The sequence below is a fragment of the Blautia luti genome, assembly GCF_033096465.1.
In the GTDB taxonomy this organism is placed as follows: domain Bacteria; phylum Bacillota; class Clostridia; order Lachnospirales; family Lachnospiraceae; genus Blautia_A; species Blautia_A luti.
On record NZ_AP028156.1, the window covers coordinates 2,131,240 to 2,151,517 of the forward strand.

Genomic DNA, 20,278 nt, shown 5'->3' on the forward strand with positions numbered 1-20,278 from the left:
ATTTTAATTTATTTTATTCCAAGAATATCCTTTACTGCTGCCGGCATATCCGGTGCGTCTACCACACGATCATGGAGAACCGGAGCTGTACGGATGGTTTCCACTGCCTGAGGAACCTTTACTCCGGACATTTCGCTGAGCTCATCTGCCAGAGCGAAATCATCTTTTCCTTCTGTAGATACGCCCAGTGCGTTCATGACGCTTGTAGTAAATTTATATGGGCTGGCTGTAGACGCTATGACAGCCGGTACATGATCCTCTGTATCTTTTACATATTTGGCATATACACCTGCAGCTACTGCTGTATGGGTATCGATTACATAATGGCTGTCTTTATAGATCTTTGCAATAGTCTCTGCAGTTTCTTCCTCTGTACAGTAATTGCCATAAAAATCAGACAGCTGTGCTTTCATTTCCTCAGTGATAGTATATTCACCACCTGTAGTCAGAGACTGCATCAGTTCTGCACATTTTGAGGCATCCCCGCCTGCGATACGATAGATCAGACGCTCCAGATTACTGGAGATCAGTATATCCATAGATGGTGATGTTGTAAGAATAAAATCACGCTTTCTGTCATAGGTTCCTGTACGGAAGAAATCATAAAGAACTTTATTATCGTTGGATGCACAGATTAATTTATGAATCGGAAGTCCCATCTGTTTTGCATAATAAGCTGCAAGGATATTTCCGAAGTTTCCGGTAGGTACTACAACATTGATCTCCTGTCCATCTTTAATCTTACCCTGACGTACGAGAGATGCATATGCATATACATAGTAAACAATCTGCGGTACCAGACGTCCGATATTAATAGAATTTGCAGATGAGAACTGATATCCTGCTGCATCCAGTTCTGCTTCCAGTTCTTTGTCATTAAACATCTTCTTTACTGCTGTCTGCGCATCATCGAAGTTTCCGGTAATTCCCACAACATAGGTGTTATTGCCTTTCTGAGTTACCATCTGCTTCTCCTGAATCGGGCTTACCCCATGCTTCGGGTAGAATACAATGATCTTAGTGCCCGGAACATCAGCAAATCCGGCCATGGCAGCTTTTCCTGTATCTCCGGAAGTTGCAGTAAGGATTACGATTTCATTCTTTACCTGATTCTTCTTAGCAGCAGTAGTCATCAGATGTGGAAGAATAGACAATGCCATATCCTTAAATGCAATTGTTGCTCCATGGTAAAGTTCCAGGAAATAAGCTCCGTCTGCTTCGTGAAGCGGTGCGATCTCCTTTGTATCAAATTTGTCATCATAGGCATTGTTGATGCAGTTCTTTAACTCATCTTCTGTAAAATCAGTAAGGAAACGCTTCATTACCTCGTATGCTGTTTCCTGATAGCTCATCTTAGCCAGTTCATTCATCGGAACATCCAGTTTCGGAATCTCTGTTGGCACAAATAAGCCGCCATCCTCAGACAAACCCTTTAAAATAGCCATGGAAGCTGTTACGGTTTCTTCTTTTCCTCTTGTGCTTTTGTATAATACCTGCATTGTGTTTCCTGCCTTTCCAAAGTAATAATATTTGTCAATTGAGCACATTATAGCATATGCTTTAGTAAAATACCATCCTAAATTATATCTCATTTTTCTTTGTACTTCATGAAATGCAAAGAAAGAATGCACAAAAAATGCAGGCTCTCCCTAAAAGAGAAAACCTGCATCTGTATCATTTCTTATCCATTACTTTTCGCCAGCTGGACAGTTGTCCCGCTGTCCTTAGGTTCTGTACTCTGGGTTTCTTCCGGATATGTATAGAATTCATGAACCCCATGTTTGAACAGTTTTTTCAGATTTTTTTCAAACCAGGTCACATTATGTTTCTCGGCTTCTGATTTCTGTATAAAGAACAAAGCACCTTCTGAATAATCCGTACCTTCCAGTGCCTGACGCACTGCTTCTTTTGTTTCATCTGTCACTTCCACTTCATTGATCCTGCCGTCATAAGTAGGAGAGAACTGGGGTACTCCGTTAGTGGTTTCCCATACAACTTCTGTAACAGTATTGGGAAATTCTGCATTCTTTACACGATTCATGATCACATTTGCCACAAGAACACGTCCCTTGATATCCTCGGTTCCTGCTTCAGCCTCTACGATACGCAGAAGAGTATCATAGTCTTCATCAGACATGATCGTGGGGTTCCGGACTGCTGTAATCACTTTCTCATCCAGAGCATTGACTTTACTTTCCATAAATGCACTTACATCAAACTCCGCAACCCTGTCTTCGATTTTCTTCACACGCTGTCCAACCATCACCTGCTCACAGGAAGTTCCGATCCGCTCTACAGACTTCCGCTGACTGACCGTACCGTTTACCCCTGATATGACTCCCGCGATTCCTGTAGGGAGGATTTCCGATCCTGTATCATCAGACTGAGAGGAAAAAGTTTCATTTTCATTCCCGGAAGCTGCATACACCTCATTCCTGCCGTTTCTGTCAGCAACATGTCCTCCTGCTGCCAGAACAACTGCTGCACAGGTACATGCCGTAACCAGCATAAAGCTTCGAACAGGATCTCCGGCTGGTTTTGTTTTCTTTTTTTCTCCGGACTGATCTAATCTTTTTTGAACTTTCATACTTTCCATTCCTCGTGCTTTTTTATTTACAAAGTTGTTTAATCAATGTAACATTTTTGTAATTTATAAGAAAATTATATTTAATAAAGTCAATTCTGTCAAGTATATTTTACATTTTTGTAACATTTGTCCAAAACTGATAGGATAAGAGGTAATACTCTTTCATCTGTGCTTATTATATATTTTTTATTCTGCGTCAGTCAAGGAAATCCCATCTCCTTCTTTCGGCACCTGCTCTCAGAAAAAGGATCCCTTTTACAGGATCCTCCTTCTTTCTTCAAATATTCTTTTTATCATGCTTTTTTCTCCCCATAGATCAGAAACATAGGGGTAGGATTATAAAATTCGTCTTTTCGGGTATAAATGCGGCTGCTGATGCCAAGATCTATGGAAAATCTGTTTACCCCCAGTCTGCCCAGCGTTTCCAGATCCCAGGCAGGACGTACATAGGAACTGATGGGAAGCTGGCGCTTGATCTCTTCGCATTCCTGCATCATGGCATCCCCTACTGTAAAATGCGCATGGTTGGAAGGAAGCCCTGAGGTATCTGCAAAATTATCTGCACCATAGTTGGCATCTGCATTGATCAGGATTCCGCCCGGTTTCAATACACGGATCCATTCTTTATATGCTCTGGCAGCATCCGGCAAGGTCCATGTCAGATTTCTGGACACGATCACGTCAAAAGTCTCATCCGGGAAATCCGGATTCTCCGCATCCATAACTTCAAAAGTACAGGAAACGCCTTCTTCTTCTGCCAGTTCTCTGGAATGTGTGATCATATCCGGTGTCAGGTCAACCCCTGTCACTTCATGGCCCATTTTTGCCAGAAGGATACTGAAAAATCCGGCTCCGCAGCCTACGTCGAGAATCTTTAATTTTCCCTTTGAAAGTTTCGGTAAAAAAGTTTTCAGTTCTTTTTTCCATTTATCAGCCATATCACTGTGAAGCTCTGCTCTTCTTTGTTTCATAAAGCTGTCGCTTCTTTTTGTCCAGTAATTCGTGATCCTCTCTTTTCGCTCATCTTTTCTGGAACTGAATTTGCCATAAGCGATCATTGGACCCTCTTTTAATACCTGCAGGCTTGCCACCTGATAAAGGATCACGCCATTTAAATCTGAATAACTTCTTTCCAGAACATTTCCTTCGTAATCTTTCGTACATCCAAGATATTCGCCGACTTTAATAAGGTCTCCCGGCTTCTTCGTCGGATACCACAAACCAAACACACTTGAAGACTGATAACGCATCTCATCAATCTCCATCGGATAATAGGTGCTGTAATTTCTCAGTTCATTATAAACGCCAATGCAGCAGAGAATGTTGTGAACGTCTTTTCTTGTGGAATAAACTTCCTCCTGTGTCCATCCACCCATCTGGCCTCTCTCGATCAGCACACTTGGGATTCCGCAGGAAGCCGCATAATTATAGGAACCACCGGAGGCTACATCAGACTTTACCATATAAGGTACATCCGCCTGCTCTGCCATCTTTCTGGACATTACAGAAACATCCGCATCTGCGCGTCCTGCATAATAAATGTATGGTGTCAGTTCTTCATAGTCATCTCCGCTGTGAATATCAATATAGAAATCTGCCTCACTGTGCAAAGACTGCGCCACTGCATAGGCCAGGCGTTCCATTCTGGTTCCTTTCGGGTTTCCCGGGAAAACACGGTTCAGGTTCTTATTATCTTCCCTGCAGATACTGCCACTTCGTTCTTCAAACTCTCTTCGACAGACTGTTTTCACAATGATCACCCTGCCATTGATCTTCTCCGGTTTCAGATTCTCAGCCAGTTCTATAGCTGCCTGAATTCCCACATGTTCTCCTGCGTGGACTGCTGCAGTGATCAGAACTGTTTTGCCCGGATTCTTTCCGCAGATCACGGTATACGGAAGTGCAAACTCTCCACCGCCAAGTTTGAGAAATCCGTTCTTTTTGGTACCTGGTGCAGTACAGAGCGAATCCAGCTCCTGTACAGCTTTCTCTTTTTCATCTGCGTTTCGATTCCAGATATCCTCTCCTTGTCTTACTGCACTGATCATAAACATCGGAGTAGAATGATAGTTCAGTTTCTCCTCCTGGCTCCACACACGCTTCCAGATTTCTGTGTCCACCGCCACAGACGAAAAACCATTTTCCTTTAACAGCTTTCTGTCCCAGGACGGTCTGTTAATGGCAGAAAGAGGCATCTGCAGTGCAATCTTCTCCATTCTGTCAATATCCGTACATAGATAATGATCATCCAGATTCTCACTCTCCACACTCTTTCTGTCCTCTTCATAAGACTGGCGCTTCTCTTCATCATAAAGATATCCGTACCAGTTCGCATCAAAATTAAGCAGCTTACCGCCCGGTTTCAGAACACGGCACCATTCTTTGTACGCCCTTTCAGGATTCTTCAGATTCCAAGTCAGATTTCTGCTGATCACAACATCAAACATATCATCTTCAAACTCCAGATTCTGCGCATCCATTTTATAAAACTTAATATTTCTGCAAAGCTCCCCTGCATTCTTCTTTGCAGTATCCAGCATCTCCTGCGTATAGTCTACCGCAGTAACCTGATACCCCGCTTCTGCCAGAATAACAGGAAAAAAGCCAGGACCTGTACCGATATCCAGAATCTTCAGCTCCTCTTTCGCTTTCTCCGGAAACTGACTCTTTAACACCTCCAGCCAGGCCTCTTTCTGCATACCGTTCAATTCTTTATGATTTACCTCTGAATACCCCTCCGCACGGGTAGTCCAGTAACTCTCAATCTCTGATAATAAATCCTTCAATCTATAATCCCTCCGCTTTCGCCTTTTTTCCTTCATTTGACAAGATTATAACAAACTCCCCTCCTGCCAGCAAGCCTACCCGGGGGATATAAATTTATGATATTCGCCAATACCAGCCAGACAGAAAAATATTTATCTTAGTGCCCGAAACCGTACCTGAAACAAATATTTTTCTTCCCGGCGTGTCCCTTTTAGTAATAAAAAACTGCCATACAGGAATCTCTCCCCATATAGCAGTCTCATTTTTTATTTCTTTAAATAGCTCCAAGAATCCTCCGGGCATTATCAACTCTCTCCTGCGTCGGCGGATTAACCCCCTCCAGTGGATAAGAAAGCCCCAGATTCTCCCATTTAAACTTACCAAGCGTATGATAAGGGAGCACCTCCACTCTCTCCACATTGGAAAGAGTATGGATAAAATCAGCTAACCGGTGCAGATATTCATCCTTATCACTTCCACCAGGCACAAGCACATGTCTGATCCATACAGGCTTCTTCATATCAGAAAGCTCACGTGCCATCGCAAGAATATTCTTATTAGAATGACCGGTAAGCTTAATATGCTCCTGCTCGTCAATCTGCTTGATATCCAACATTACAAGATCTGTATACTTCATAAGTTCCAGCCATTTGGAATGCCACGGTTCCTGCTCAGTAAAAGGATTTCCACTGGTGTCAAGATTCGTATGCACGCCCTGTGCTTTTGCTTTCTTAAAAAGCTCTGTAAGAAAATCTATCTGAAGCAATGGCTCACCACCACTTACAGTGATACCGCCTTTATTACCCCAGTAACCCTTATAACGCAAAGCTTTCTTCAGAAGCTCATCTGCAGTATAAAGCTCACCTTGGTTCATCTTCCAGGTATCCGGATTATGGCAGAACTGGCATCTCATGGCACAGCCGCTTAAAAAGATCACATATCTTACTCCGGGTCCGTCAACGGACCCGAAGCTCTCTAAAGAATGAACATAGCCTTTTATCTGTTTATTATCCATTATATCATCATCCATTAATTACATTCTGTCGTGGCAGGTTCTGGCAATAACATCTAACTGCTGCTCTCTTGTAAGGTCGATGAACTTAACAGCATATCCGGATACACGGATTGTGAAGTTTGCATACTCTTCTTTTTCCGGATGTTCCATAGCGTCGATCAGTTTCTCTTTACCAAATACGTTTACATTGAGGTGATGAGCACCCTGATCAAAGTATCCGTCAAGTACATGTACCAGATTCTCTGAACGCTCGTCATCACTGTGTCCCAGAGCATCAGGATTGATTGTCTGAGTATTGGAGATACCGTCAAGAGCATCTTCATAGTCAAGCTTAGCAACAGAGTTCAGGGAAGCAAGAAGACCGTTCTGCTCTGCTCCGTAAGATGGGTTTGCACCAGGTGCAAGAGGTTCCCCTGCTTTTCTTCCATCCGGAAGAGATCCTGTAGCCTTACCATAAACAACGTTGGAAGTAATAGTAAGGATAGATGTGGTTGGCTTGGAATCACGGTAAGTATGGATGTGTTTCAGTTTCTCAAGGAATGTAGACAGAAGAGTTGTTGCAATCTCGTCTGCTCTGTCATCATCATTACCATAACGTGGGAAGTCACCCTCAACCTGGAAATCTGTTGTAATGCCGTCTTCATCGCGGATAGCTTTAACTTTTGCATATTTGATAGCGGACAGGGAGTCTACTACATGAGAGAATCCTGCGATACCTGTTGCGAAAGAACGCTCAACCTTTGTATCGATCAGAGCCATCTCTGCAGCTTCATAGTAGTATTTGTCATGCATGTAGTGGATCATGTTCAGTGTTCCGACATACAGATGAGCCAGCCAGTCCATCATTTTATCATATTTTGCAATTACTTCATCATAGTCAAGATATTCAGAAGTGATCGGCTGATAGTTTGGTCCTACCTGCTGTTTTGTCTTCTCATCAACACCGCCGTTAATCGCGTAAAGAAGGCATTTTGCAAGGTTTGCACGAGCGCCGAAGAACTGCATCTCTTTACCTGTCTCTGTAGCAGATACACAGCAGCAGATGCTGTAGTCATCGCCCCATACCGGACGCATAACATCATCATTCTCATACTGAACAGAACTTGTTGTAACAGAAATATTTGCAGCATATTTCTTGAAGTTCTCAGGCAGTCTTGAAGAATAAAGTACTGTAAGGTTTGGTTCCGGAGCCGGTCCCATATCTTCCAGTGTGTGCAGGAAACGATAGTCGTTCTTTGTTACCATGGAACGTCCGTCCTGTCCCATACCTGCTACTTCCAGAGTTGCCCATACCGGGTCACCGGAGAATAACTGGTTGTAAGAAGGAATACGTGCAAATTTAACCATACGGAATTTCATTACCATGTGGTCAACAAGCTCCTGAGCTTCTTTCTCTGTAAGAGTTCCGTTCTGAAGATCTCTTTCAATATAAATATCAAGGAATGTGGAAATACGTCCGACACTCATTGCAGCACCGTTCTGAGTTTTGATGGCTGCAAGATATCCGAAGTACAGCCACTGGAAAGCTTCTCTTGCATCTTTGGCCGGTTTGGAGATATCATATCCATAAGATTCAGCCATAACTTTCATGCCCTTCAGAGCACGGATCTGATCAGCGATCTCTTCACGAAGCTGGAAGTCATAACGTCTCATACCCTGACGGTCGCATGCTGCGAAGTCTTTCTGTTTTCCTTCGATCAGAGCGTCGATTCCGTACAGAGCCACACGTCTGTAGTCGCCAACGATACGTCCACGTCCGTAAGTATCCGGAAGACCTGTAAGGATCTTGTTGTGACGTGCTACTTTCATCTCAGGTGTGTAGATATCAAATACACCCTGGTTGTGAGTTTTAAATTCATAGTTGTGGAAAACATCTTTAATCTTGTCACTTACTTTATATCCGTAAGTTTCACAAGCCTGCTCTGCCATTTTGATACCGCCGTATGGCATGAAAGCACGTTTCAGAGGTTTATCTGTCTGAAGACCAACAACTTTTTCAAGGTCTTTTGTTTCTTCATCAATATATCCGGGACCATATGCTGTCAGAGATGTAACTACCTCTGTCTCCATATCAAGAACTCCGCCTTTGGCACGTTCTTCTTTCTGAAGTGCCTGGAGCTTGCCCCACAGTTTGTTTGTAGCTTCTGTAGGTCCTTCCAGGAAAGAAGCATCACCGTCATATGGTGTATAGTTCATTCCAATAAAGTTACGTACATCGATTTTTTCTTTCCAACGGTTGCCCTTAAAGCCATTCCACTGTTCGAAATTTTTCATTCTTTTACCTCTTTCTCTAAAATATTTCCGCGCATCTCTCACTGGTCTGGAGTGAGATAATAAAATGTAAATTGTACTTATTTAGGACAATTTTCTGTCCATGCTGTCAGTATACGTAAACATGAGTGTTATGTCAATTAATTTCCTTTATGATTTTAATTAAATACAATTCTGATAGCTTTTCATCGGAGTTTGCTTCTTTATTGTACTTTATCGCGTACATTAAGACTTTCTTGTATTTTTATAAATACAAAAAAATACCGGTCAGGAAGTCCTCTGGACAATCTGACCGGTATCTAATTTTTGATATTTTATGTAAACTATATTATCCCCTGCCAAGCGGATATTAGCCTGACCTGCAGAAGTCAAAAAACAGCAGAAAAGAATCGGGCGTGTCGGAACAATCTAACGGTTATTGATCGCTGTTACAAGTGCATCAATAGATGCGCGAATGATATCCGCGTCTACTCCTGCACCCCAGGCAAGCGTTCCATCCGGCTTTTTGATACCGACATAAGCAATAGCTTTGGAACTTGAACTGCGCTCCAGCGCATGCTCCTGATATGTTTCCAGGGAATATTTCAGCTCATATGCCTTCTTCAGTGCATTGCTGACTGCATCAAGACGTCCGTTACCGGATGCTTCTGTAGTGATTGTCTTTCCGCGGAAAGTAGAGGTAACTTTTGTTACAATACCGCCATCTTTCTGCTGGAAATGTACTTCATTGATGCTGTACGGTTCTGTGATATTCTCAAAGGTCTGTTTAAACAGATTGAAAATTTCGTCAGGATGAAGCTCTTTATGTTTGTGGTCTGAAACAGCTTTTGTGGCATATCCCATTGCCTCACGCATTTTCGGAGGAAGGTTAAGACCGAATTTGGTCTCAAGGATATATCCCACGCCACCTTTACCGGACTGGCTGTTGATGCGGATAACATCTGCGTCATAATTTCTTCCCACATCTGTCGGGTCAATCGGAAGATACGGAACATTCCAGTGATCCGGATCCTTGTCATCTCTCCAGTGCATACCCTTGGCAATTGCATCCTGATGAGAGCCGGAAAATGCGGCAAATACAAGTGCACCACTGTACGGACTTCTTTCGCCTACTTTCATTCCGGTACATTCTTCATATATTTCACATATATGCGGCATATCAGAGAAGTCAAGTTTTGGATCTACACCCTGAGAATACATATTCATACCAAGTGTAACAATATCTACATTTCCGGTACGCTCACCGTTTCCGAACAGAGTACCCTCGATTCTGTCTGCACCTGCAAGTAATCCCATTTCAGAATCTGCAACACCGCATCCTCTGTCATTGTGCGGATGGAGAGATACGATTACATTCTCGCGGTATTTCAGATTTTCACACATATATTCTACCTGGCTTGCATATACATGCGGCATGGAATGCTGTACAGTTACAGGCAGATTGATGATGCATTTGTTATCTGCTGTAGGCTGCCATACATCAAGAACTGCATTGCATACTTCCAGAGCGTATTCCGGTTCTGTGCCTGTAAAGCTTTCAGGGCTGTACTCAAACTGGAAATTTCCTTCTGTTTCATCAGCCAGTTTCTTTAATAATGCGGCACCATCCACTGCAATCTTTAAGATTTCTTCTTTGGATTTCTTAAATACCTGTTCTCTCTGAGCTACAGAGGTGGAATTGTACACATGTACAATTGCCTTTGGTGCGCCTTTGACAGCTTCAAAAGTTTTGCGGATGATATGCTCTCTGGCCTGAGTCAGAACCTGAATAGTTACATCCTGTGGAATCAGATTCTGCTCGATCAGGGTACGCAGAAATTCATATTCTGTTTCAGAAGCAGCCGGGAAACCTACTTCGATTTCTTTAAAACCAATTTTTACAAGAAGTTTGAAGAATTCAATTTTCTGTTCCAGACTCATCGGGATTACCAGGGCCTGGTTTCCATCACGAAGATCTACGGAACACCAGATCGGTGCATTGTCTACATATTCCTTTTCTGCCCATTTCATGCATTTGACCGGCGGCATGAAATATTGTCTCTGATACTTGCTTGGATTCATCATTTTTCTCTTCCTCCATATGTATAATATATAAATATTGTGTTTGTCTCACGGGTTGGATCCGATGCCATGTTTTACCACCTGCTTCGGATAAATGACATAAAAAAATCTCTCATCCCCGCAGACTTATCTGCAAGAGACGAAAGATAAAATATCTTACGCGGTACCACTCTTATTTATGAACTACGTCATACCCTCATGGGATACGGAATGAAGCATCATTCTTATATCCTCTCCATATAACGGTGGACACCGTCTGCACCTACTCTCATTAAGATTTCAGACAGCTACTCAAAGGCGAGTTCCACAATTTCCTTCCACTGCTTCTCAGCTGCCAGCAGTTCTCTGTGCTCCGGGCCATGTGTACTATTCCTTATCATTGCATTTATACTATTCAATTCTTAATTTGATGCTGAAGTCTTTAACTAAAACTTCAGTCGGGGCAACAGGATTTGAACCTGCGACCTCACGGCCCCCAGCCGTGCGCGCTACCAAGCTACGCCATACCCCGTAACGAAATAAATTATATCAAATGTCCAGAAACATTTCAACTGTTTTTTCCGAAATAATATAGTGAAAATAAAACCCTGTAAAATACGCAGAGCGTCCAGCCGATTTCCATCTGCCAGACGCTCCGTAAAACTCCGCATGGTTGTATCTTATAATTTATGTATAAATAATCCACTCCTGAGTTTCGGTTCAAACCAGGTGGATTTCGGAGGCATCAGTCTGCCCTCGTCTGCAATCTGCATCAGATCTACCATGGAAGTGGGATACATGACAAATGCCACGCCGCCTGTCTGGTCTGCCATTCTGGCCAGTTCTGCTGCTTTATGGTTTCCACCCACAAAAGAAATTCTCTGGTCTGTCCGCGGATCTTTGATTCCCAATACAGGACTCAATACCTTGTCCTGAAGGATAGATACATCCAGCTGCTCCACTACATCCTTCTTATCATAAACATCCTGCCACGCTTTCAGATGATACCACTGTCCATCCACATACATTCCCATACAGTGCTTTTCTACCGGCTTACATGGAAATCCCGGCATCAGCATCAGTTCAAAATTGAATTTAAGTGCTCCCAGAAATGCCTTGACTGTCAGACCATTCAGATCTTTTACCACACGATTATACGGAAGGATGCACAGCTGATCATAAGGAAAAACTACAGACAGGAAAAAATTGAATTCTTCTTTTCCCGTAAATCCTGGATTCTCTTCTCTTCGTTTCAGCCCTACTTTTACCGCAGAAGCAGCACGATGATGGCCATCTGCAATATATAAAGAATCGATCCCTGCAAACTCTTCGCAGATCTGCGCTGTTACTTCCGGTGCATCGATCACCCAGACCCGATGTGCCACCTCATCCTCTTCTGTAAAATCATACGCTGCAGGATGCTCTGCTTTCCACTGCTCCATCAGTGCAAGCAGACTCTGTGGATATCTGCAGGCCAGAAAGATCGGTCCTGTATTAGCATTACAGCTGTCCACATGATGAATTCTATCCTGCTCTTTGTCCTCTCTGGTGAGCTCATGTTTCTTTACGATTCCATTTATATAATCATCTATGGAGCTGCAACCCACAATTCCTGACTGGGTTCTGCCTTTTCTTACCAATTCATAAATATAATAACACGGGGTATCATCCTGGATCAGGATTCCCTCTTTTTCCATGTTCTGAAGATTTTCTCTTGCTTTGTCGTAAACCCCTTCATCGTACAGATCAATGTCCGGTTCCAGATCCATCTCTGCTCTGTCCACATGAAGAAAAGATAATTGATTCTTCTCTCCAATCTGACGCGCTTCTTCCCTGTTTACCACATCATAAGGAAGCGCGGCTACTGCTGCCGCTTTTTCCGACGTGGGGCGAAGTGCTTTAAATGCCTGAAATACCGCCATGGTATTCCCTCCTCTCCCTGCTTCTCCCTTCCGGAGAAACCTGCTGTTTTTCTGATATATTCTATCATACTTCTATAAGGATGGCAACGTTCCTAATATTTTTTTGAAATACCTAAAAAATTTTGTATATTTCTATTGCAAAATTACAAATATATGTTATGATAGTTTTAGAAATTATTCATCGACAAGCATTTTTAAGGGAGGTCATTTTATGACAGAAGGATTAAAATGGACTATAAACGAAGTTCCGAAATCGGATGACGAACATCTGGAACTGATGTCCGAAGAAAACGTAAAGAAAGCAAATGAATTTCATAAGAGTTTCCCGCAATACAGCGTGACTCCTCTCCAGAACCTTTCTTCCCTTGCGAAGTATTTAGGAGTAAAAAATATTTTCTGTAAAGATGAGTCTTACCGTTTCGGATTAAACGCATTCAAAGTACTTGGAGGCTCCTATGCAATGGGCCGCTATATTGCTAAAGAGGTCGGCCGTGATATCAGCGAACTGCCCTACAATGTTCTCTCTTCTGATAAATTAAGAGAAGAATTCGGACAGGCTACATTCTTTACAGCAACAGACGGTAACCACGGACGTGGAGTTGCATGGGCAGCCAAACGCCTTGGTCAGAAAGCAGTCGTAAGAATGCCTAAAGGAACAACCAAAACCCGTTTCGACAACATCGCCAAAGAGGGCGCTACTGTTACGATTGAAGAAGTCAACTATGATGACTGTGTAAGAATGGCCGCTGCAGAAGCTGCCAAAACAGAACACGGAATCATCGTTCAGGATACCGCATGGGACGGATATGAAGAGATTCCATCCTGGATCATGCAGGGATACGGAACACTGGTTCTCGAAGCTGATCAGCAGTTAAAAGAAGCGGGAATTGAACGTCCGACACACGTATTCGTTCAGGCAGGTGTTGGTTCTTTAGCAGGTGCTGTAGTTGGTTACTTTGCTCATAAATATAAAGATAACCCGCCGGTTATGGCTGTCTGTGAGGCAAGCGCTGCTGATTGCCTGTACCGCTCCGCTGTTGCAAAGACAGGTGATCTGGTAAATGTTACCGGTGATCTCCAAACAATTATGGCAGGTCTTGCATGTGGCGAGGGAAATACCATCGGATGGGATATCCTGAAGAACCATGTAGATGTCTTTGCATCCTGTCCTGACTGGATGAGTGCAAAAGCAACACGTATCTACGCAAATCCACTTGGAGATGATCCACATGTTGTTTCCGGTGAATCCGGTTCTGTTCCGCTTGGTTTCTGCTTCACTGCTCTTCACGATGAAGATGCAAAAGATTTAAAAGAAGCTCTGAAGCTGGATGAGAATTCCGTAGTACTTGTTATTTCTACAGAAGGTGACACTGATCCTGTTCGTTACCGCGAGATCGTATGGGACGGATTATATGGAACAAACGAATCATTAAGTAAATAATCACAAATTTGATGAACAAACTTTGAACAGCAAATTTGTAACTAAATAATATCTTATACATATTGGGAGGTTAAAAAAATGGATTACGCAAAAATCAACGAAGCTGCAATGGGTTATAAAGATGATATGACCAGATTTCTTCGCGACCTGGTTCGAATTCCTGGCGAGAGCTGCGGTGAAAAAGGACATATCATGAGAATCAAAGAGGAAATGGAAAAAGTCGGATTTGATAAAGTTCAGATCGATCCAATGGGAAATATCCTCGGATACATGGGAACAGGTAAAACTCTGATCGGTTTCGATGCTCATATTGATACAGTAGGTATCGGTAACATCAAGAACTGGGAATTCGATCCATATGAAGGTTTCGAATCTGAAGAAGAAATCGGCGGACGTGGAACATCTGATCAGATGGGCGGTATCGTTTCTGCTGTATACGGTGCTAAGATCATGAAAGATCTTGGTCTTTTAAATGATAAATATCAGGTACTGGTAACAGGTACTGTACAGGAAGAAGATTGTGATGGCCTTTGCTGGCAGTATATCATCCACGAAGATGGTGTTCGTCCTGAATTCGTTGTTTCCACAGAGCCAACAGACGGTGGTATCTACAGAGGACAGCGTGGACGTATGGAAATCCGTGTAGATGTAAAAGGTGTTTCCTGCCATGGTTCTGCTCCGGAACGTGGTGACAACGCTATTTACAAAATGGCTGACATTCTCCGGGATATCCGTGCATTAAACGAAAACGATGCAGCTGATACTACTGAGATCAAAGGTCTTGTAAAAATGCTCGATGAGAAATACAACCCTGAATGGGAAGAAGCTCGTTTCCTTGGACGTGGTACAGTTACTACTTCCGAAATCTTCTTCACATCTCCAAGCCGCTGTGCAGTAGCTGACTCCTGCTCTGTTTCTCTTGACCGCCGTATGACAGCAGGCGAAACATGGGAAAGCTGTCTGGATGAGATCCGTGCTCTTCCGGCTGTTAAGAAATATGGCAATGACGTTACAGTGTCCATGTATGAATACAACCGTCCATCCTACACAGACCTTGTATATCCGATCGAGTGTTATTTCCCAACATGGGTAATCCCGAAAGATCACAAAGTAACACAGGCTCTGGAAGAAGCTTACAAAGGACTGTACGGTGAAGAACGTCTCGGAAATGCAGAGACAGAAGCAATGAGAAAAGCTCGTCCTCTGACTGACAAATGGACATTCTCTACTAACGGAGTAACAATCATGGGACGTAACAACATTCCTTGTATCGGATTCGGACCTGGTGCAGAAGCACAGGCTCATGCTCCGAATGAGAAAACATGGAAGATCGATCTTGTAAGATGCGCTGCTGTATACGCTGCTCTTCCAACTGCATACTGCAAATAATTTTAACTTCAAAAAATTTTAGGCAACGGATTCTTAAATCCCAGAGGCTTAATATGTGTCCAGACATAATCCCTGCTCCAACGGGCAGGGATGTAAATAAAAGCAACACTCTTTTACATATGTATGGTATATTTAACTGACATACATAAAAAGATTCATGAAATGTAAATAACAAACACAGATATTCAGGTATTTAATACAGGAAAGGATAAGCTATCAAAGCATAGCAGGTATTTATTTTATGAAAACATTACAGGATTACATTGATAAATTAAACAGCTTAAACTTCAAAGAAATGTACAACAACGATTTCTTCTGGACATGGGACAAAACAGATGATGAACTGGAAGCTGTTTTCACAGTTGCTGATGCTCTCCGTTTCATGAGAGAGAACAACATCTCCACAAAAGTATTCGAGAGCGGCCTTGGAATCTCTATCTTCCGTGACAACTCCACACGTACACGTTTCTCCTTCGCTTCCGCATGTAACCTTCTTGGTCTGGAAGTACAGGATCTGGATGAAAAGAAATCTCAGATCGCTCATGGTGAAACTGTTCGTGAAACAGCAAACATGGTATCTTTCATGGCAGATGTAATCGGTATCCGTGATGATATGTACATCGGAAAAGGACATGCTTACCAGAAAGAATTTATGGAAGCTGTTACAGAAGGAAACAAAGATGGCATCCTTGAGCAGAGACCTGCTCTTGTAAACCTTCAGTGCGATGTTGACCACCCAACACAGTGTATGGCAGATATGCTCCACATCATCCATGAATTCGGCGGTGTTGAGAATCTGAAAGGCAAAAAGATCGCTATGACATGGGCTTATTCTCCATCTTATGGTAAACCACTCTCCGTTCCGCAGGGCGTTATCGGTCTGATGACACGTTTCGGTATGGACGTTGTTCTTGCTCATCCGGAAGGATACGATGTAATGCCGGAAGTTGAAGAAATCGCTAAGAAGAACGCAGAAGCTACTGGCGGATCCTTCACAAAGACAAACAACATGGCAGAAGCTTTCAAAGATGCTGATATCGTATATCCAAAGAGCTGGGCTCCATTTGCAGCTATGGAAAAACGTACAAACCTTTACGCAGAAGGCGACTTCGACGGAATCGATAAATTAGAGAAAGAACTTCTTGCACAGAACGCAGAGCACAAAGACTGGGCTTGCACAGAAGAACTTATGAAAACAACAAAAAACGGAAAAGCTCTTTACCTGCACTGCCTGCCAGCTGACATCACAGGTGTAAGCTGCGAAGCAGGTGAGGTTGATGCTTCTGTATTCGATCGTTACAGAATCCCGTTATACAAAGAAGCAAGCTTCAAACCATATATCATCGCTGCTATGATCATGCTCTCCAAATTCGAGAAACCACAGGATATCCTGAAGAAACTCGAAGTAAAAGCAGCTCCAAGAATCATGAAATAATTTGTGTCCAAGCAGAAACTTTAATTAGGAATCTAATTATCGTCAGAAAATAATTACTATATTGTATAGCAGACCGGGCTGTCGCAGAAAAGCAGACATTGTTTATCGCGGCGGCCCTCTTTGCCCTAATCAGGAGGTTTTTACAAATGTTTACAAGAAAAAGAATCGTTATCGCGCTCGGTGGAAACGCACTGGGAAACACTCTCCCGGAACAGATGGTAGCTGTAAAAACTACTGCAAAAGCATTATGCGATCTGATCGAAGAAGGTCATCAGGTTGTTGTTGTACACGGAAACGGACCACAGGTTGGTATGATCAACAATGCAATGTCTGCTCTCTCCAGAGAAGACGAGAGCCAGCCGAATACTCCTCTCTCTGTCTGTGTTGCCATGAGTCAGGCTTATATTGGCTATGACTTACAGAACGCTTTAAGAGAAGAACTTCGTATCCGTGGTTTTGTCCGCACACCTGTTGTTACCGTTGTTACTCAGGTTCGTGTAGATCCGAATGATCCTGCATTCGAAAATCCATCCAAACCGATCGGTAAATTTCTCACCAAAGAGGAAGCTGACCATCAGGCACAGGCTTACGGACACATTATGAAAGAAGACGCAGGACGCGGTTACCGTCGTGTTGTTGCATCTCCAAAACCTGTTGAGATTGTAGAACAGGATGCGATCAACAGTCTGGTAGATGCAAATAAAATCGTTATCTGCTGCGGAGGCGGTGGAATTCCTGTAGTTCTTAACGGACATCATCTCAAGGGCGCATCAGCCGTTATTGATAAGGATTTTGCAAGCTGTCTTCTGGCCAAAGAACTGGATGCAGATATGCTTATCATCCTTACAGCAGTTGAAAAAGTTGCTGTAAACTTCGGCAAAGAGAACGAAGAATGGTTAGATGATCTGACTGTAGATGATGCTAAGAAATATATCGCCGAGGGACAGTTTGCCCCAGGTTCCATGCTCCCGAAGGTTCAGGCTGCTGTTGATTTCGCAAATTCCAAAGAGGGAAGAACTGCCATGATCACTTTACTGGAGAAAGCTAAAGACGGCATCCAGGGAAAAACAGGAACCATAATCCATCTTTAATTTGTGACTTTGCAGATACTTCATTAATGAATCAATCCTTACCAAAACACATATTCTCAAAGCAGTATCTGCCATACAAATCTTCTTAAACTAAAAGAGTTCTGACGATTTTATGCCAGAACTCTTTTAGTTTTCGGTTTGTCTGCAATAATCTATATCCTTAAGTTCTCTGGCATTTTTTACCTCATAAATGCAGGTATCCTCCAGATGCTTCATAAGTACTTTCTTACCACCTTTATCACCTTCCAGTGCCAGAAGTTCACCATAATATTTCCTGGAAAAAATGCATGGATTTCCCATCTTGTCCTGATAAGAAACACAGGCAGCTGCTTTTTTGCTCTCCAGAAATGCCTGAAGCAGTTCATAGATTGTTTCACTGGTCAGCCATGGCTGATCAGATACAGTAAAAAGAACAGCATCTGCATCCAGATTTGCATCCAGCCCGATCTTTAAAGATGAAGAAATCCCCTGTTCCGGATGTCGATTATACAGCACCTGTATCCCCTGTTCTTTAACCGTCTCGGCAATCGTATCATATTGAGTTATTACCGTAATCTCACATCTTATACTTTCTTTCAGATGATTTTTTACCTGTATAAGCTGTCCCAGTACATGCCTGTACATTGGCATCCCATTCACTTCATATAATAGTTTATTTGCGCCAAAACGGCGGCTGTTTCCAGCCGCCAGCATGATCATTGCAATTTTCAAAGTAATCTATTCCTCCCAAAGGCTTCCATATGCTGCAACCGTATGTTTCTTCTCCAGTTCTTCTACGATATATTCTGCAGGTGTTTTCTCTGACAGAACATCCGATTTATTCAGATAAACTCTGTAGATTCGCTCCTCTACATCCTTAAAGAGTCCACAGATGGAAGTTGCGATCTTTACGATATCTTCCTCTGTGATAGGCGCTTCCAGGCTTTTCTTGAGAAATTTCGAAGTCCGTTCCATACGATATGCGCTCTGTCTGATCGGCTGCCCCAGACAGTCCAGACCGATCACGCTGATCACGATATCTGCGCAGGCAGGGATCACTGGTTCCCATTCTGCCGGTACTTTTACAGGATGATGTTTCGCCCCATCTGCTTCTATAAGCATTACGTCACACAACTCCTTCAATTCTTCCAGCTTTCCCTCTTTCAGAGAAGCATATTTGCCTGTTTCTTCTTCATATTCAGCAGTGATCACATATCCTTCTCTATCCAGCATTTCTTTTACTTCAACAGCATCTCCTCCCCTTGCAAAAGGAAGTTCGGATTCTCCCGCCATATGGGTTGTGGTTGTGATGATCACTTTCTTTCCTCTGTCAAGAAGCTCATCGGCAAGGCGGTAGATCAGGCTGGTTTTCCCTCCCCCGCCCACTACAGCGATCACCGGATATTTTTTATAGTCAATCTGCAGTAGTTCCAGAAATTCGACCTGTTTTTTCATATGGCATCACTCCTTCTGAAAGCAGGATCTCCACGACACTGCCTGCAATACAGCGAGCCTTGTCGGAGATTGTAAAACAGTTCTTCTTTTGTTCCTTACGCGGATCAATATCCGCAATCTTCATTCCCTTAGGTACCATAAATCCATCACGGATGATTCCACGGAGAACGCCTGTAAGAGAAGCCCTGACAGGCGTATCCCCAATCCATGCAAGAATCTGGCCTTTCTCTACAATATCAGCAATCTTTGAGATACAGTGAATCTCTCCTGCTGCAGGAGCATGGAGCACACGTTCCTTTCCAAATCCCGCAATCACACCCGGAACTCCCGTATTCGGAAGTGCCGCACCTTTCGTGATCACTCTTGCAAGATTATGTCCACGCATAGTCTCGACTACATAATCCACGTCATCTCCCGCCACAAAGCCCGGTCCGAGAGCAACCGTCAGATCTGCCATCTCTCTTGTGGTCCCCAGATTTCGTTTGGCAAGGATCGCATCTACCAATGCTGCCGGTCTGTATTTCTTAAGAGTATCTCCTACCGTATCTACCATAAGTGGGATCTCTCCTGCCGTCCATACAGTTTCGCATTCCTGTATATTGTTTACTTTTCTACACAGCACGCCTTCTACGGAAGACTGTCCGTCATAAACTGCTTCGCAGAAAGATACCATTCTCGGATTGCAGTAGGCTTCTCACACTCCAAAACCAGAACACGGTATCCGCAACGATACAGTCTTTGGATCGTACCGCTGGCAAGATCGCCACCTCCTCTTACAATTACTACATTCTTTAATTCATTTCCGGCATTTTTTACATTGGTCATTGTTACTGTCTTCCTCTTATGTTATTTTTCTGCAATTACTGTCCGCAAAGTTACAGTAATCT

13 protein-coding genes, 1 tRNA gene, 1 pseudogene and 1 other annotated feature are annotated in these 20,278 nt (G+C 43.1%); of the genes and pseudogenes, 4 read left to right on the plus strand and 11 right to left on the minus strand.

Features of this window, described 5'->3' with window-relative positions:
• Positions 1–8: 8 nt before the first annotated feature.
• The 8 genes from thrC to R8695_RS10045 all read right to left on the minus strand — a co-directional run bounded on the left by thrC (position 9) and on the right by R8695_RS10045 (position 12,601).
• A complete protein-coding gene (gene thrC, locus R8695_RS10010) occupies positions 9–1,499 on the minus strand; it encodes a threonine synthase (RefSeq protein WP_154779784.1) in 1,491 nt (496 codons plus the stop codon).
• 182 nt (positions 1,500–1,681) lie between these two features.
• Positions 1,682–2,587 carry a cell wall hydrolase gene (locus R8695_RS10015; protein WP_118508847.1) on the minus strand — a complete coding sequence of 302 codons (906 nt, stop codon included), beginning with the start codon at positions 2,585–2,587 and terminating at the stop codon, positions 1,682–1,684.
• 293 nt (positions 2,588–2,880) lie between these two features.
• Complete coding sequence (locus R8695_RS10020; protein ID WP_118508846.1) at positions 2,881–5,373, minus strand: methyltransferase domain-containing protein; 2,493 nt, start codon at positions 5,371–5,373, stop codon at positions 2,881–2,883.
• Between the two features lie 254 nt (positions 5,374–5,627).
• The gene (pflA, locus tag R8695_RS10025) at positions 5,628–6,368 is read right to left on the minus strand and encodes a pyruvate formate-lyase-activating protein (RefSeq protein ID WP_154779785.1); all 741 of its coding nucleotides are present in this window, start codon (positions 6,366–6,368) and stop codon (positions 5,628–5,630) included.
• 18 nt (positions 6,369–6,386) lie between these two features.
• Positions 6,387–8,642 (minus strand): formate C-acetyltransferase, encoded by a 2,256-nt coding sequence (gene pflB, locus R8695_RS10030; RefSeq protein WP_020993932.1) that lies wholly within the window; start codon positions 8,640–8,642, stop codon positions 6,387–6,389.
• A gap of 405 nt (positions 8,643–9,047) precedes the next feature.
• Positions 9,048–10,703 (minus strand): 2-isopropylmalate synthase, encoded by a 1,656-nt coding sequence (locus tag R8695_RS10035; protein ID WP_205730792.1) that lies wholly within the window; start codon positions 10,701–10,703, stop codon positions 9,048–9,050.
• A gap of 129 nt (positions 10,704–10,832) precedes the next feature.
• Positions 10,833–11,089 (minus strand) — a binding site (T-box leader).
• A gap of 48 nt (positions 11,090–11,137) precedes the next feature.
• A tRNA-Pro gene (locus R8695_RS10040) sits at positions 11,138–11,211 on the minus strand.
• Positions 11,212–11,359: 148 nt separating this feature from the next.
• On the minus strand, positions 11,360–12,601 hold the full coding sequence (locus tag R8695_RS10045) for a DUF1015 domain-containing protein (protein WP_118508844.1): 1,242 nt from the start codon (positions 12,599–12,601) through the stop codon (positions 11,360–11,362).
• A 211-nt stretch (positions 12,602–12,812) separates the two neighbouring features.
• On the opposite strand from R8695_RS10045, the gene dpaL reads away from it, so the two are divergent.
• The 4 genes from dpaL (at position 12,813) to arcC (ending at position 17,957) form a co-directional block, all read left to right on the plus strand.
• Positions 12,813–14,042, plus strand: a complete 1,230-nt coding sequence (dpaL, locus tag R8695_RS10050; protein WP_154779786.1) for a diaminopropionate ammonia-lyase — start codon at positions 12,813–12,815, stop codon at positions 14,040–14,042.
• A gap of 78 nt (positions 14,043–14,120) precedes the next feature.
• A complete protein-coding gene (locus tag R8695_RS10055; RefSeq protein ID WP_154779787.1) occupies positions 14,121–15,431 on the plus strand; it encodes a YgeY family selenium metabolism-linked hydrolase in 1,311 nt (436 codons plus the stop codon).
• Between the two features lie 241 nt (positions 15,432–15,672).
• On the plus strand, positions 15,673–16,866 hold the full coding sequence (gene ygeW, locus R8695_RS10060; protein WP_118508841.1) for a knotted carbamoyltransferase YgeW: 1,194 nt from the start codon (positions 15,673–15,675) through the stop codon (positions 16,864–16,866).
• A 146-nt stretch (positions 16,867–17,012) separates the two neighbouring features.
• On the plus strand, positions 17,013–17,957 hold the full coding sequence (gene arcC / locus R8695_RS10065; RefSeq protein ID WP_154779788.1) for a carbamate kinase: 945 nt from the start codon (positions 17,013–17,015) through the stop codon (positions 17,955–17,957).
• A 126-nt stretch (positions 17,958–18,083) separates the two neighbouring features.
• On the opposite strand, the gene R8695_RS10070 is transcribed toward arcC, so the two are convergent.
• The 3 genes and pseudogenes from R8695_RS10070 to yqeB all read right to left on the minus strand — a co-directional run bounded on the left by R8695_RS10070 (position 18,084) and on the right by yqeB (position 20,216).
• Entirely contained in the window at positions 18,084–18,668 is a 585-nt protein-coding gene (locus tag R8695_RS10070) for a nucleotidyltransferase family protein (RefSeq protein WP_154779789.1), read from the minus strand.
• 6 nt (positions 18,669–18,674) lie between these two features.
• Positions 18,675–19,391, minus strand: a complete 717-nt coding sequence (gene yqeC / locus R8695_RS10075; RefSeq protein ID WP_154779790.1) for a selenium cofactor biosynthesis protein YqeC — start codon at positions 19,389–19,391, stop codon at positions 18,675–18,677.
• A pseudogene (gene yqeB, locus R8695_RS10080) lies at positions 19,351–20,216 on the minus strand (selenium-dependent molybdenum cofactor biosynthesis protein YqeB). The gene yqeC and the pseudogene yqeB overlap by 41 nt, the downstream one beginning before the upstream one ends.
• Between the last annotated feature and the right edge of the window lie 62 nt (positions 20,217–20,278).